Genomic DNA, 13,078 nt, shown 5'->3' on the forward strand with positions numbered 1-13,078 from the left:
TTGAAAGGATTTGTGTGATGGAAAAGATGAATCTCAGTGAAAGTGTTTGGAATAAACGCTTCACCTCATTGTTCATATCAAGACTCATAAAAAATACAGGAGAAAGTTTTGCTTTTACATCCGTTCTTTGGTTATTGATTTTAAGAGGGGATGGAGCGCTCGGTACCGGACTTCTTCTAGCAGTGACAGTTCTTCCTTCATCATTGTTGGCCCCAATACTAGGACCTCTTATGAAAAGACATCATTTATCTAAATGGATGTTTGCTTCAGATGTCATTCGAGCAACCATTGTACTCATTATTCCACTACTGCATTTTTCGCACATATTGCCTCTATGGTTATTGATCTCATTAATGGTTATTCAATCGGCAACAGGTGCAGCCTATAACCCGGCTTCTGTGGCTATCCTTCCGCAGATTGTTCCAAAGCATCTCATTCAAAAAGCAAATGCGATCCTGCAATCATCTTTTGAAATTGTCGCACTTGCTGCGGTGATGGTCGCTGGTCTTTTGGTCAAATTAATTGGACCTGCAGATACGCTCCTGATCACCACTGCTTTATTTATCATATCGGGCTTGTTCATTATTGGCGTTAAACTCCAAAAGTCAGATGCAGAAAAAGCAGCAGACATTAAACAAGCAAAGAATACATATCTGTATAACTTAAAAAGAGGCTTTCTAGTCGTTAAAAATCATCATATTTTATTTGCACTGACCCTTTATTGTATTTTAATGAATGTCGCTGCAGCTCCGTGGCAGGCATTATCCGCTGTATATGTAGCAGAAGCGCTGCAAAGTGATTCAATGGTGTATTCCATTTTAAGAGGTGTCGCCGCAGTCGGTGCGTTTATGATGGGCTTTGCACTGGCGAAGGTGAAAATCAAAAGGTTTGGCTTGTTCTTTATTGTCGCAGGCATGATTGAAGGAGCTGCATTCTTTATCACTGGAATGAGTACATGGCTTCCAGTCGTTCTTCTAGCTTCCTTTATTTTTGGTGCAGCCGTCAGTGCGATCAATGTTCCAGAGATGGTCATTATTCAAACGTCTGTTGACCAAGAAGATCAGCCGCAAGTATATGCCGTGATCAATGCGTCATCAAATGTCTTTCTCCCGCTTGCAGCCGTCATATCGGGCGTCCTGGCAGAACGCTTTGGAGCAGGACCTGTCATTGCGGGGGGCGGTGTGCTTGAAATTTTATCGGGCATCGCGATCTTCCTGTTCACAGGGCTTGCGAAAAGCCATTTGTCAGCAGACAAACAGAAGTCCGAAACGGTTGAGGTGTAACTCAAAAACCCCCTGTAATTAACGGCAGGGGGTTTTAGCGTGCGCTCTCAACTTCTGGTCATCATTCTGAAAAAAAGAAAAAGAGCTAATCTCAAATCATTAGCTCTTTTCCAGCAATATTAAGAATGTTCTGTTGAACTTTCTGTTTCTTTCATTGGACTTACTTCAGCAAAGATGAATAAAATAACCGTAAACACTATGGCAAGAATGGAAGTTAACGTAAAATCATAAGCAGCTCCATTCATAGATGCAACGATGTAACCAGCCATATGTGTCAGCAGAAAAGTCCAAATGAGGGTGATAATGTAATGCATTATTCCACCGTCCTTTATGTAACAATCTATTGACTATCATACCATAGATACGAGTTCAGAGAAAAGACTGTTTTCCGCCTTTATGTGACCATTTTGAGACCTTCTACTATAAAAATAAAAAGAATTCTTCTGTCTTTAGGGGATTTCCTTATTCCTACAAGAGTTGTTGTTCATATCATAGAAAGCAGAATCACTGAAAGGAGGCTGGCCATATGGGTGTAAGCGAACGTTTTTTCCAGCTTGGTTCCCAGTGGAACGTCATTCACCTTCCTCAAAAACCAAATGGCTTTGGCATTCTAATCCTCGGTGACCGAAATCACTTTGTGCAGGAAAATACATCATTCTGGCTTCAGCATTACGGAAGAAACCAGCTTTTAACTGCTTTAAAGGATGAAGGATATACATTGTTTAATAGTCATCTTCATGGGAATCACTGGGGATGTGAAGATGCTGTTTTTAGTGCGAAACAGCTTGTTCATCACACATTAAAACAAGAAATATTAAACCGGGAAATTCATGTGCTGGCAGAGGGAATGGGTGCACTTGTCGCCATGAGTCTTGCCGAAGAAATGCCAGAAGTGCTAAGGTCTATAGCCATGATGAATCCATGTTTACACCTGCAAGCACAAAGAGAAAGAGAAAAGGAACACAAATTCTTCTACAAACAGTTCATGAAAGAACTCGCACAGAGCTATGGGTGCTCTGCAAAGGAAGCAGAAACGTATCCACTTCCTTCTTGCCCCGTTCATTCAGCTCATGTACCGATTCATATATGGCAGAGACTAAACGGCGCACCGTATGCCTATGAACTACATGCAAAGCCTTTTATTGATCAACATATGATGAATCCAGACCATTGTCAGATGGACCTTACCTTGCATATGTTTGATCATCCAAGAAGAATCTTTCAGTCCATTCACAAGTTTTATAAATCGCATGAAAGAGAATTGTAATGAATAGGATGATAACAGCCCTTCATGGAAAGGGCTCTTCTTTTTATTCGATATGCTAAAAAAGGGGACATGAACATGGAAACAGGACTGATCATAGGTGCAGATGAATTTTTTGGCCTGACACTTTGTGAATATATGATGAAAGAGGGCATACAAGTGGATATCACATATCCTAAGGAGAAGTCAGAGGAGCAAAAAATGTTATTAGAAGAGCGGATGATGTGGCTTGGCCGCAATGATCTTGTCCGCGTTATTGATGGTCAAGATAGGAAAGAGGCATATGACCTGATCTTTTTTCAATCAGATGATTCAATGAATAGAGAGACAGACCTCGAAGCGAAGCATGGCATATACCGCTTGTTTTACGAAGAACCCCAAAGCCATTCGCATGAACAAAGCGTTTCGGCTGTTATCCTTCCACGCATGTTTGGTCCGTGGTCACTCCATGAAGAGAGACGAACAAAGGATGATCACGCATTTTTTGTAGAAGATGTCGCAAAGGAGCTTTTAAAGTGGGCACGGACTGATCAAAGGCAGGAAATGATCCATCAATTGAAGGTAGAAAGACAAACAGGTGACAAACAAGCAGAAGAAATCATAGCAGAATGGAAAAGACAAAACTCAACATTTTTCGACAAAAAGCAAGAATGATCTTCCATCTTATCTTTTTTCAGTATAAAATAAACCTATATTTAACATACAGGTTCATGCCTGCGTGTTGCAAAGGGAGTTGAACATGGCATGAAGTACCAGCGGCTTGTCATGATCTTTTCGTTCCTTCTTCTTATGCTATCTGCCTGCTCGCAGGCGCCGTTAAAAGGACATATTGAGAAGGTGGGTTTACTCGTCCCCGATACGATTAATGATCAAGTTTGGGGAACGAAAGGTTATAAAGGCTTATTAAATATCCAATCAACATTTGGTGTAGATGTTTATTATAAGGAAGGGATGGTCGACAAGGAGAAAATCGTTGATGCCATTGAAGAATTTCATAAAAAAGGAGTCAATTTGATTATTGGCCATGGCAATGAATACAGCGAAATTTTCAACTTGATCAGTGAAGATTATCCGAAAACACAATTTATCACGGTCAATGGAGGCAAGCCTCAAGCTGATAATGTCACAAACGTCACGTTTAAAGGAGAAGCAATGGGCTTTTTCGGAGGCATGACAGCAGCACATATGTCCAAAACAAAAAAGATTGGTATTCTGGCTACATATGATTGGCAAAGTGAAGTAGACGGTTTTATCAAAGGTGCAAAATATCAGGACGAACATGTGCAAGTCCTAGCGGAATTTGTCGAAAACTGGGATGATGCTGACAAAGCGGTGAACCTCTATCAAAAATTGAAAAAACAAGGTGTAGATGTTGTGTATCCAGCAGGTGATGGTTATAATATCCCTGTCATTGAACAAATCAAAAACGACAATTTATCTGCGATCGGATATGTCACTGATCAATCCAACCTTGGAAGCCATACGGTGTTAACTAGCACAGTACAGCATGTCGATAAAGCGTACAGTATCATTGCGAAGAAGTTTAATGAAGGCAAGCTAAACGAACAAGGTGAGTACTCCTTTGACTTTAAAGAAGGAGTGATCGAAATGGGGAAATTTAGCTCAACCATAGACCGTGCTTTTGTGAAAGACATTGAGAAGGAAATTGCGAATTACAAAAAAACAGGCAAATTGCCAAATGAAAAGTGAGGACGTTAAACATGCAACACGAAAAATCGATGGAGTTTTTACAAATTGCGATGAAGTATTTTCCACAAGCAAAAGAAGAATTAGATAAAGCAGGGATTCAGCTTGATCCACAAGCACTTCAGCCGCTTCTCTCTTTGTTTACATCTGTCATGCAAGAGGCATATGAGCTTGGAAAAGCAGATGCAGCATCAGAAAAAGCCACAGAATAGTGGCTTTCAGCGTGTAGACAAACCCTCGCATTCTTTGTCAGTCCTGCGCGCTGGTGCTCACGAATGACAAATTCGCTCCGCTCCAGTGCTCGTCCATCCTAGACTGCAAAGGTTTTCTATCACGCTGAGAAGAAGACAAAGGGCTAAAATATTTTAGCCCTTTGTCAACAATCAAAAAAAGCCACAGAATAGTGGCTTTTTTTTATGATAATTTTTTCTTGAAGGCACTAATCATAGGACCAACATCTTTAAACACAGGCTTCAGCTCATCGATGGAGTTCATAATGTTTCCAATTTGATTCATGACATGCATGTAGTCAATGGAGTCATCACTTGAAGAAGTCTCTGCACGCTCCTCCTTTTTTTCTATCTTGCTTTTCTCCTTTTCTAGCGGCTGACCAAACATCATTGCTGAGAAAATATCCTTTTGCGCCATATCACATGTTCCTTTCTACTATTGGTATATCATTAATCTATGAAAAAAGTGAGAGGAAAGGTTAGACGTTTGTATTGCCAAGGAGAAAAAAATAAGGTAAAATTAGTACCAGATACTAATATAAGATCACAATATCACATGCTCGTATGAGTAAAAGGAGTCTTATTCAATGAATGCTGGAATTATTGGCCTTGGCCGCTATATACCTGAAAAAGTATTAACAAATCGTGATTTAGAAAAAATGGTTGAAACTTCTGACGAGTGGATTCGTACTAGAACAGGTATAGAAGAAAGAAGAATTGCATCTGATGATGTCAATACATCTCATATGGCGCTTGCTGCTGCAAAAAAAGCATTAGCTGACGCAGATGTGGCTGCAGAAGATATTGATATGATTCTTGTAGCGACAGTTACGCCAGATCAAGCATTTCCGACAGTCGCTTGTATGATTCAAGAGCAGCTCGGTGCACATAAAGCATGTGCAATGGATATTAGCGCTGCCTGCGCTGGCTTTATGTATGGGCTTGTTACTGGAAAACAATTTATCGAATCAGGCACTTACAAACACGTGCTTGTCGTTGGTGTAGAAAAGCTTTCTCGCATTACCGACTGGGATGACCGCAACACAGCTGTTTTGTTTGGAGATGGAGCAGGTGCTGCTGTACTAGGAACAGTCAGCGAAGGAAAGGGAATTCTATCATTTGAGCTTGGAGCCGATGGAAGCGGCGGGAAGCACTTGTACTTAGATGAAAAAGATCATACAATCATGAATGGAAGAGAAGTATTTAAATTTGCTGTGAGACAAATGGGCGAGTCAAGCGTAAACGTGATTGAAAAAGCTGGACTATCAAAAGAAGACGTAGACTTCTTGATTCCGCATCAAGCAAACATTCGCATTATGGAAGCAGCACGCGAACGCTTAGAGCTGCCAGTTGAAAAAATGTCGAAAACAGTCCATAAATATGGAAACACATCAGCAGCATCCATTCCAATTTCACTATGTGAAGAAATCGAAGCCGGAAAAATTCATGACGGCGATGTGATTGTAATGGTTGGTTTTGGTGGCGGATTAACGTGGGGCGCAATCGCTATGCGATGGGGCCGATAAAAGAGTGGGGTGCACAAATTAATGGATAAGAAACGAGTAGTTGTTACAGGATTAGGTGCTTTGACACCTCTTGGCAACGATGTAGAGACAACATGGAAAAATGCTGTAGCAGGTGTATCAGGTGTTGGCCCGATCACACGTGTTGATTCAAGTGAATATACAGCAAAAGTAGCAGCAGAACTAAAAGATTTTAACATCGAAGATTACATGGAGAAAAAAGAAGCGAGAAAGATGGCACGCTTCACACAATATGCAGTCGTTGCTGCTCAAAAGGCTTTAGATGATTCACGCCTTGAAATTACAGATGAAAACGCACCTCGTGTTGGGGTATGGGTTGGATCTGGTATTGGCGGACTTGAAACATTCGAAGAGCAATTCGAAGTGTATTCGAATAAAGGAGCAAGACGCGTAAGCCCGTTCTTCGTTCCAATGATGATTCCAGATATGGCAACAGGCCAAATTTCAATTGCTCTTGGCGCAAAAGGGGTTAACTCTTGTACAGTAACAGCATGTGCAACAGGAACAAACTCCATTGGTGATGCCTTTAAAGTCATTCAGCGTGGAGATGCAGATGCGATGATTACAGGTGGAACAGAAGCACCGTTAACGAAAATGTCGTTTGCTGGCTTCTGTGCAAACAAAGCCCTTTCGACAAATCCTGATCCAGATACAGCAAGTCGTCCATTTGATAAAAACCGTGACGGATTTGTCATGGGTGAGGGAGCGGGAATTGTTGTTCTTGAAGAATTAGAGCATGCGTTAAAACGTGGTGCGACCATTTATGCAGAAATCGTTGGCTACGGCTCAACTGGAGATGCATACCATATCACAGCACCTGCTCCAAACGGAGAAGGCGGCGTACGTGCAATGAAAGAAGCCATTCGTGATGCAGGTTTAACAGTGGAAGAAATTGATTATATCAATGCCCACGGAACAAGCACACCGTATAATGATAAGTTTGAAACAATGGCGATTAAAGAAGTGTTTGGAGAGCATGCGAATCAGCTTGCGATCAGCTCGACAAAATCAATGACAGGTCATTTACTTGGCGCAGCAGGCGGAGTAGAAGCGATTTTCTCTGTTCTCGCGATTAAAGACAGTGTCATTCCGCCAACGATTAACCTTGAAACACCAGATGAAGAATGTGATCTTGATTATGTAGCAAATGAAGCACGTTCAAAAGAAGTACAAGTTGCGTTGAGCAACTCACTTGGTTTTGGCGGGCACAATGCGACAATTATCTTCAAAAAATACGAAGCGTAATATGTCTTAAGAAGGCGGTGATCTATAAACAGATCGCCGCCTTTTTGCATATGATGAAAATGGAGGTGTTCAGCGGTATGGGTCTGATCAATACACAATATCTCATTGAGCAATCATCATCATTTCAGGAGCTGGCGGCACGTTTTGTCCCTTATTTTAAAGGAGCGGAGAAAAAAGAAGGATCATCTATTCTCGCCCATTTACAACATCACGGAATGGTGCGATCATGGAACGCCTGCCAGGAAATGATCGACAAGCTCAAAGAAAAAGGGTATTTCCAGCTTGTGATGAAAGAATACAAAGCGCTGCAAAAAAAGTGGGGAGGTCCTGATGTCCCTGTCTTTATTTTGCCTGTTAATGAGAGCAGCAAAGAGATCAGAGAACAATTTTACTTTCAATCCGGCATGGCATTTGATGACAAAATCTTTCTTTTTTTATCCCCGCATACACCGAAGGAGCGAATCGGTACGTTGCTGACGCATGAATATCACCATGTATGCAGGTTGCATTTTCTCACGAAAGAAGAAAAAGATTTTACATTCCTTGATACAATCATGATGGAGGGGCTCGCTGAATATGCTGTGTATCATAGATATGGAGAAAGCTATACAGCAAAGTGGACGACTTTATATGACGAATCGCAGCTGCAGCGCATGTACAAGAAATGGGTATCCAGTCACCTTTATCAGAAAGTGCAGGACGACGAAAGGCTGATACAGAATCTCCTTTATGGAAAAGGGAACTACCCCAAAATGCTTGGCTATGCCACTGGATTTTATATCGTGAAAAAGTATTTCGATGAGCACCGAATCAGCGAGGAGTCTATGATTGCGGAGCCAGCGGAAACGTTTTTAAAGGCGATAGAATCGTAAAGACAAACATTCACAAAAAAAGTGACATATTACAATTTTACTAAATACTTCTTGATTTCGTCATGCTGATGTAATAATATACAAATATAAATTTTGATAATTCTTTTTATTCTAAAAAGACGGAATTTTTCGATTCGGTTCATTTGATCTATGGAGAAAGGGGCGAATGCATGAGCACACTGCTTGAAGTGCAAAACTTAAAAACCTATTTTTTTCGAAAAAAGGAACCAATACCTGCTGTTGATGGCGTTGATTTTAGTATCAAAAAAGGGGAAACAGTCGCATTAGTCGGTGAGTCTGGGTCTGGTAAAAGTATTACGTCTTTATCCATCATGGGTCTGATTAATGGGACTGGTGGGAAGATTATGGATGGTTCCATTAAGCTTGATGGAAAAGACCTTGTTACATATAGTGAAAAGGAATTGTGCAATATTCGCGGTAATGATGTATCCATGATCTTTCAGGAACCCATGACCTCACTTAATCCCGTCTTAACCATCGGGGAACAAATAACAGAAATCCTCATTTACCACAAAAAACTTTCAAAAAAAGAAGCGACCAAAAAAGCGATTGATTTGCTAAAGCTTGTAGGCTTTTCAAGGCCGGAACAAATCATCAAAGATTACCCGCACCGTTTATCCGGCGGTATGCGTCAACGAGTCATGATCGCCATTGCGCTAAGCTGTGATCCGAAGCTCCTCATTGCGGATGAGCCGACTACTGCTCTCGATGTGACCATACAAGCCCAGGTGCTGACCTTAATGAAAGATTTATGTTCGACCTTTGGTACATCTATACTTCTCATTACGCATGATTTAGGTGTTGTGTCGGAAGTAGCAGACCGCGTCATTGTCATGTACTGCGGACAGGTTGTTGAAAATGGAACCGTTGAAGAGTTGTTTGATGAGCCGCTTCACCCATACACAGAAGGACTGCTTGAATCCATTCCAGTCATTGACGGAGACATTCAGCCATTAACGGCGATAAAAGGAAATGTCCCTGCGCCAGATCAGCTTCCGGCAGGATGCCGTTTTGCGCCTAGATGCCCGAAAGTAATGGAACGCTGCATAGGTGAATTGCCCAAACTGACAACCTTTGAAAATGGTAGAAGCGTCAGGTGTTTCTTATATGAGGAGGCAAGCCAAACATGACACTTGCTGAAAATCAACCATACATGACAGATCGATCTGAGAAAGAAATCATCTTGGAATTAAAAAATATACGAAAACACTTTCCGATTAAAGCTGGGGTGCTGCAAAAGAAAGTAGGAGCAGTCAAAGCGGTTGACGGCATCGACTTAAACATTTATAAAGGCGAAACGTTAGGCATCGTTGGAGAATCTGGATGCGGTAAATCCACATTAGGACGGACGATGATTCGTTTATATGAACCAACAGAAGGACAAATTCTATTTAAAGGGCAAGATATCTCTCATGTATCTGAATCAAAACTAAGACAATCAACAAGGAAAAACATCCAAATGGTTTTTCAAGATCCCTTTGCATCACTCAACCCTAGAAAAACACTTCGAAGTATCATCAAAGAACCCTACAAAACACATCACTTATATTCCTTAAAAGAAAGAAATGAAAAAGTAGAACAGCTTTTATCCAAAGTCGGCCTTCACCCAAGTTTTGCGAATCGATACCCGCACGAATTTTCCGGTGGACAAAGGCAACGGATCGGTATCGCTCGTGCACTTGCCATGAATCCTGAAATGATCATAGCAGATGAGCCTGTTTCAGCGCTTGACGTCTCCATTCAGGCGCAGGTCATCAATTTGATGGAAGAGCTTCAAGAAGAGTTTGACCTCACTTATCTCTTTATCTCTCACGATCTCAGTGTGGTCCGCCACATTAGTGATCGAGTGGGCGTCATGTATCTTGGCAAAATGATGGAACTTGCGGATAAGCATAGCCTGTACGATGATCCGCTTCATCCGTATACACAGGCGCTTTTATCTTCCGTTCCAGTCACCCGTAAAAAAGGTCAGATGAAAAGGGAACGGATTATGCTGCAAGGGGATTTACCAAGCCCTGCTAATCCGCCAAAAGGTTGTGTGTTTCATACAAGATGCCCACACGCGAAAGAAGTCTGTAAAGAAAAAGTACCAGAATTTCAAGAATTAAAAACGAACCACTTTGTGGCCTGCCACCTCTACGACGCTTGATCACGCTTGTATGATCTCATCTTTGAGAGGGGGGATGAAACGGGCTTCTGTCATCATTTTTTAAAAAAGATAGGGGGAATTGTCTATGAAAGATAGAAAGAGAAAGTCCATTTTGGTCAGTTTACTGCTGATCTTTACATTGATCCTTGCTGCTTGTTCTGGTGGAAATAAAACGTCTGGAGACAGTGAAAAGAAATCCACAGGTAAACCTGTACAAGGTGGAGATCTTGTCATTGGTTCGATTGCAGAGCCTACATTATTTAACTCACTTTACTCAACAGACGTGGCAAGTTCTGATATTGAAGAGAGAATCTATAGCTTTTTACTGCAAACAGATGGAAAGCTTAACCCACAGCTGGCGTTGGCAGAAGATATTAAAGAATCCGATGACGGCAAACAGTTTGATGTGACCATTAGAAAAGGCGTGAAGTTTCATGATGGAGAAGAACTGACTGCTGATGATGTTGTGTTTACATACAGCATTCCGATCAATAAAGATTACAATGGTGAGCGTGGATCAGGCTTTGAAGTATTAGAGTCTGTCAAAAAAACAGGGGACTATTCGGTCGAATTTAAGCTGAATAAAAAAGATCCATATTTTTATAATGTCACGCTAGGAAGCTATGGCATTTTACCAAAGCATATTTTAGGTGATGTCCCTATAAAGGATCTTGGCGAAAATGAATTTAACCGAAAAAATCCAATCGGCTCCGGTCCATTTAAATTTGCCGAGTGGAAAGAAGGAGACTATGTCAAACTCGAAGCATTTGATGACTATTGGGATGGACGGCCATACCTTGATACAGTCACCATTAAAACGATTCCTGATCAAAATGCAGCCATGGCTCAGCTATCCGCAGGTGATATTGATTTCTTTGCAGTGCCTGGAGCAGAACTGCAAACAGCTGAAAAAGTTAGTAACATCAAAATCGAATCTGATCTAGGGCTAAATTATTCATATATTGGCTGGAATCAGAAAAACGAACTGTTCAAAAGTAAAAAAGTCCGTCAAGCTCTTACCCATGCCATTGATCGTCAAACGATTGTCGATCAAGTGTTAAATGGAGACGGGAAAGTAGCCAACATCCCAGAAAGCCCGCTGTCATGGAACTACCCTAAAAATGAAAATGTCCCAGTATTTGAATTTGATCAAGAAAAAGCGAAAAAGATGCTGAAAGAAGAAGGCTGGGAGGATACAGATGGAGATGGTTATCTGGATAAGGACGGTAAGAAGTTCTCCTTCGTCTTGAAGACGAACCAAGGAAACAAAGTCCGTGAAGATATTGCTGTCGTTGTCCAGCAGCAGCTCAAAGAAATTGGCATTGAAGCAAAACCGCAAATTGTAGAATTTAGTGCATTAATCGAGCAAACAACCCCGCCAAAATGGGATTATGATGCGTTATTACTCGGCTGGAGCTTAGCGACATTCCCTGACCAATACAGCATTTTCCATTCAAGTCAGTCTGAAAAAGGTTTAAATAACATTTGGTATAAAAATGAAGAAGTCGATAAACTGCTAGTTGATGCCAAAAACTTGAGTGATCGTAAAGAGTATTCAAAGGCGTATGAAAAAATTTATGAGCTGATTGCAGAAGACCAGCCGTATACGTTCCTTTATTATGCCAACTCACATCGTGCGATGCCATCTAATCTACAAGGCTACTCTTACCACCCGAAAGATGATTATTACAAAATCGAAAAATGGTGGATTGAACAGTAGTCTGCTAGTGAAGAAGGGGAGGGGTCTCCCCTTTTTTCATCATAGTATGGCCATCCGATGAAAAAGGAGTTGTGCACATGGTTACATATATCATTAGAAGGACACTTCTTTCTATCCCGATTTTGTTTGGTATTACGATTTTGTCCTTTGCGATTATGAAAGCAGCACCAGGCGATCCGATGTCACTCATGATGGACCCGACCATTAGTGCCGCAGACCGGGAAGCCTTTATTGATAAGTACGGCTTGAACGATCCTGAATATGTGCAATATATGAAATGGCTCGGTAATATGCTTCAAGGTGACTTTGGCACATCCATTGTAAAAAAAGGAACGCCCGTGTCGGATTTGATTTTTGCCCGGCTGCCAAATACCCTCATCCTCATGATCTTTTCTACATTAGTTGCCCTGATCATTGCCATCCCATTTGGTGTTCTTTCAGCAAAACGTCCGTATACAAAACTTGACTATGGTATTACGGTTACATCATTTATCGGACTGGCTATTCCGAATTTTTGGTTTGGTTTGATCCTTATTATGGTGTTATCAGTGAATTTAGGATGGTTTCCGACCGGGGGTGTCTCTACCTTAAATGCAGATTTTAATCTATTTGACCGGCTTCATCATATTATTTTACCGGCCTTTGTTTTAGCAACGGCTGATATGGCCGGCCTTACACGTTATACAAGGTCAAGTATGCTCGATGTGATGCGGCAGGATTACATTCGCACGGCGCGAGCGAAAGGTTTTAGAGAGAACAAAGTCATCTTCAAACATGGATTGAGAAACGGTCTGATGCCTGTTATTACGATCTTTGGACTCATGATTCCATCCTTTATTGGCGGCGCAGTCGTGGTGGAACAAATCTTCACATGGCCAGGGCTTGGGAAACTGTTTATCGATTCTGCTTTTTCAAGAGATTATCCCGTCATTATGGCGATGACTGTTATCTCTGCTGTGCTCGTGGTCGTTGGAAACTTAATAGCGGATATTCTTTATGCGATCGTTGATCCGCGTATTGAATATTAGAAGGGAGCTGAAGCA

General features: G+C 41.4%; 14 protein-coding genes. 12 read left to right on the top strand and 2 right to left on the bottom strand.

Features of this window, described 5'->3' with window-relative positions:
- Positions 1 to 17: 17 nt before the first annotated feature.
- Positions 18 to 1,283 (top strand): MFS transporter, encoded by a 1,266-nt coding sequence (locus tag NSQ11_RS05585; RefSeq protein ID WP_007499050.1) that lies wholly within the window; start codon positions 18 to 20, stop codon positions 1,281 to 1,283.
- A gap of 119 nt (positions 1,284 to 1,402) precedes the next feature.
- Here the strand turns inward: NSQ11_RS05585 and NSQ11_RS05590 are convergent, their stop codons facing one another.
- Positions 1,403 to 1,597, bottom strand: a complete 195-nt coding sequence (locus NSQ11_RS05590) for a YjzD family protein (RefSeq protein WP_008348514.1) — start codon at positions 1,595 to 1,597, stop codon at positions 1,403 to 1,405.
- Between the two features lie 212 nt (positions 1,598 to 1,809).
- On the opposite strand from NSQ11_RS05590, the gene NSQ11_RS05595 reads away from it, so the two are divergent.
- The 4 genes from NSQ11_RS05595 to NSQ11_RS05610 all read left to right on the top strand — a co-directional run bounded on the left by NSQ11_RS05595 (position 1,810) and on the right by NSQ11_RS05610 (position 4,466).
- On the top strand, positions 1,810 to 2,550 hold the full coding sequence (locus NSQ11_RS05595) for a hypothetical protein (protein ID WP_007499048.1): 741 nt from the start codon (positions 1,810 to 1,812) through the stop codon (positions 2,548 to 2,550).
- Between the two features lie 75 nt (positions 2,551 to 2,625).
- A complete protein-coding gene (locus NSQ11_RS05600; protein WP_017360175.1) occupies positions 2,626 to 3,201 on the top strand; it encodes a hypothetical protein in 576 nt (191 codons plus the stop codon).
- A gap of 90 nt (positions 3,202 to 3,291) precedes the next feature.
- Positions 3,292 to 4,257, top strand: coding sequence for a BMP family ABC transporter substrate-binding protein (locus NSQ11_RS05605; RefSeq protein WP_342501292.1), 966 nt, complete (start codon positions 3,292 to 3,294; stop codon positions 4,255 to 4,257).
- An 11-nt stretch (positions 4,258 to 4,268) separates the two neighbouring features.
- On the top strand, positions 4,269 to 4,466 hold the full coding sequence (locus NSQ11_RS05610) for a ComZ family protein (protein ID WP_008348507.1): 198 nt from the start codon (positions 4,269 to 4,271) through the stop codon (positions 4,464 to 4,466).
- Between the two features lie 202 nt (positions 4,467 to 4,668).
- On the opposite strand, the gene NSQ11_RS05615 is transcribed toward NSQ11_RS05610, so the two are convergent.
- Positions 4,669 to 4,902 (bottom strand): hypothetical protein, encoded by a 234-nt coding sequence (locus NSQ11_RS05615; RefSeq protein ID WP_017360173.1) that lies wholly within the window; start codon positions 4,900 to 4,902, stop codon positions 4,669 to 4,671.
- A 169-nt stretch (positions 4,903 to 5,071) separates the two neighbouring features.
- Between NSQ11_RS05615 and NSQ11_RS05620 the strand changes: the two genes are divergently transcribed.
- The 7 genes from NSQ11_RS05620 (at position 5,072) to NSQ11_RS05650 (ending at position 13,063) form a co-directional block, all read left to right on the top strand.
- A complete protein-coding gene (locus tag NSQ11_RS05620) occupies positions 5,072 to 6,010 on the top strand; it encodes a beta-ketoacyl-ACP synthase III (RefSeq protein ID WP_008348504.1) in 939 nt (312 codons plus the stop codon).
- A 21-nt stretch (positions 6,011 to 6,031) separates the two neighbouring features.
- The gene (fabF, locus tag NSQ11_RS05625) at positions 6,032 to 7,273 is read left to right on the top strand and encodes a beta-ketoacyl-ACP synthase II (protein WP_007499040.1); all 1,242 of its coding nucleotides are present in this window, start codon (positions 6,032 to 6,034) and stop codon (positions 7,271 to 7,273) included.
- A gap of 77 nt (positions 7,274 to 7,350) precedes the next feature.
- Complete coding sequence (locus NSQ11_RS05630; RefSeq protein WP_046527014.1) at positions 7,351 to 8,145, top strand: DUF2268 domain-containing protein; 795 nt, start codon at positions 7,351 to 7,353, stop codon at positions 8,143 to 8,145.
- Between the two features lie 170 nt (positions 8,146 to 8,315).
- Positions 8,316 to 9,296 carry an ABC transporter ATP-binding protein gene (locus NSQ11_RS05635; RefSeq protein WP_047945538.1) on the top strand — a complete coding sequence of 327 codons (981 nt, stop codon included), beginning with the start codon at positions 8,316 to 8,318 and terminating at the stop codon, positions 9,294 to 9,296.
- Between the two features lie 23 nt (positions 9,297 to 9,319).
- On the top strand, positions 9,320 to 10,315 hold the full coding sequence (locus NSQ11_RS05640; RefSeq protein ID WP_342501357.1) for a dipeptide ABC transporter ATP-binding protein: 996 nt from the start codon (positions 9,320 to 9,322) through the stop codon (positions 10,313 to 10,315).
- A gap of 85 nt (positions 10,316 to 10,400) precedes the next feature.
- Positions 10,401 to 12,035: a peptide-binding protein gene (locus tag NSQ11_RS05645; RefSeq protein WP_342501293.1), complete on the top strand. Its 1,635-nt coding sequence runs from the start codon at positions 10,401 to 10,403 to the stop codon at positions 12,033 to 12,035.
- Positions 12,036 to 12,112: 77 nt separating this feature from the next.
- On the top strand, positions 12,113 to 13,063 hold the full coding sequence (locus NSQ11_RS05650; RefSeq protein ID WP_008348492.1) for an ABC transporter permease: 951 nt from the start codon (positions 12,113 to 12,115) through the stop codon (positions 13,061 to 13,063).
- Positions 13,064 to 13,078: the final 15 nt, after the last annotated feature.

This window comes from Bacillus sp. FSL W7-1582 (assembly GCF_038593325.1).
In the GTDB taxonomy this organism is placed as follows: Bacteria; Bacillota; Bacilli; order Bacillales; family Bacillaceae; genus Bacillus; species Bacillus altitudinis.

What these genes read in the sequence shown, in the direction of transcription:
- NSQ11_RS05615 (WP_017360173.1), bottom strand. Translation starts at nt 4,902, where the DNA reads ATGGCGCAAAAGGATATTTTCTCAGCAATGATGTTTGGTCAGCCGCTA.
- NSQ11_RS05600 (WP_017360175.1), top strand. Translation starts at nt 2,626, where the DNA reads ATGGAAACAGGACTGATCATAGGTGCAGATGAATTTTTTGGCCTGACA.
- NSQ11_RS05645 (WP_342501293.1), top strand. Translation starts at nt 10,401, where the DNA reads ATGAAAGATAGAAAGAGAAAGTCCATTTTGGTCAGTTTACTGCTGATC.
- NSQ11_RS05605 (WP_342501292.1), top strand. Translation starts at nt 3,292, where the DNA reads ATGAAGTACCAGCGGCTTGTCATGATCTTTTCGTTCCTTCTTCTTATG.
- NSQ11_RS05610 (WP_008348507.1), top strand. Translation starts at nt 4,269, where the DNA reads ATGCAACACGAAAAATCGATGGAGTTTTTACAAATTGCGATGAAGTAT.
- NSQ11_RS05650 (WP_008348492.1), top strand. Translation starts at nt 12,113, where the DNA reads ATGGTTACATATATCATTAGAAGGACACTTCTTTCTATCCCGATTTTG.
- NSQ11_RS05640 (WP_342501357.1), top strand. Translation starts at nt 9,320, where the DNA reads ATGACAGATCGATCTGAGAAAGAAATCATCTTGGAATTAAAAAATATA.
- NSQ11_RS05630 (WP_046527014.1), top strand. Translation starts at nt 7,351, where the DNA reads ATGGGTCTGATCAATACACAATATCTCATTGAGCAATCATCATCATTT.
- fabF (WP_007499040.1), top strand. Translation starts at nt 6,032, where the DNA reads ATGGATAAGAAACGAGTAGTTGTTACAGGATTAGGTGCTTTGACACCT.
- NSQ11_RS05620 (WP_008348504.1), top strand. Translation starts at nt 5,072, where the DNA reads ATGAATGCTGGAATTATTGGCCTTGGCCGCTATATACCTGAAAAAGTA.
- NSQ11_RS05635 (WP_047945538.1), top strand. Translation starts at nt 8,316, where the DNA reads ATGAGCACACTGCTTGAAGTGCAAAACTTAAAAACCTATTTTTTTCGA.
- NSQ11_RS05585 (WP_007499050.1), top strand. Translation starts at nt 18, where the DNA reads ATGGAAAAGATGAATCTCAGTGAAAGTGTTTGGAATAAACGCTTCACC.
- NSQ11_RS05590 (WP_008348514.1), bottom strand. Translation starts at nt 1,597, where the DNA reads ATGCATTACATTATCACCCTCATTTGGACTTTTCTGCTGACACATATG.
- NSQ11_RS05595 (WP_007499048.1), top strand. Translation starts at nt 1,810, where the DNA reads ATGGGTGTAAGCGAACGTTTTTTCCAGCTTGGTTCCCAGTGGAACGTC.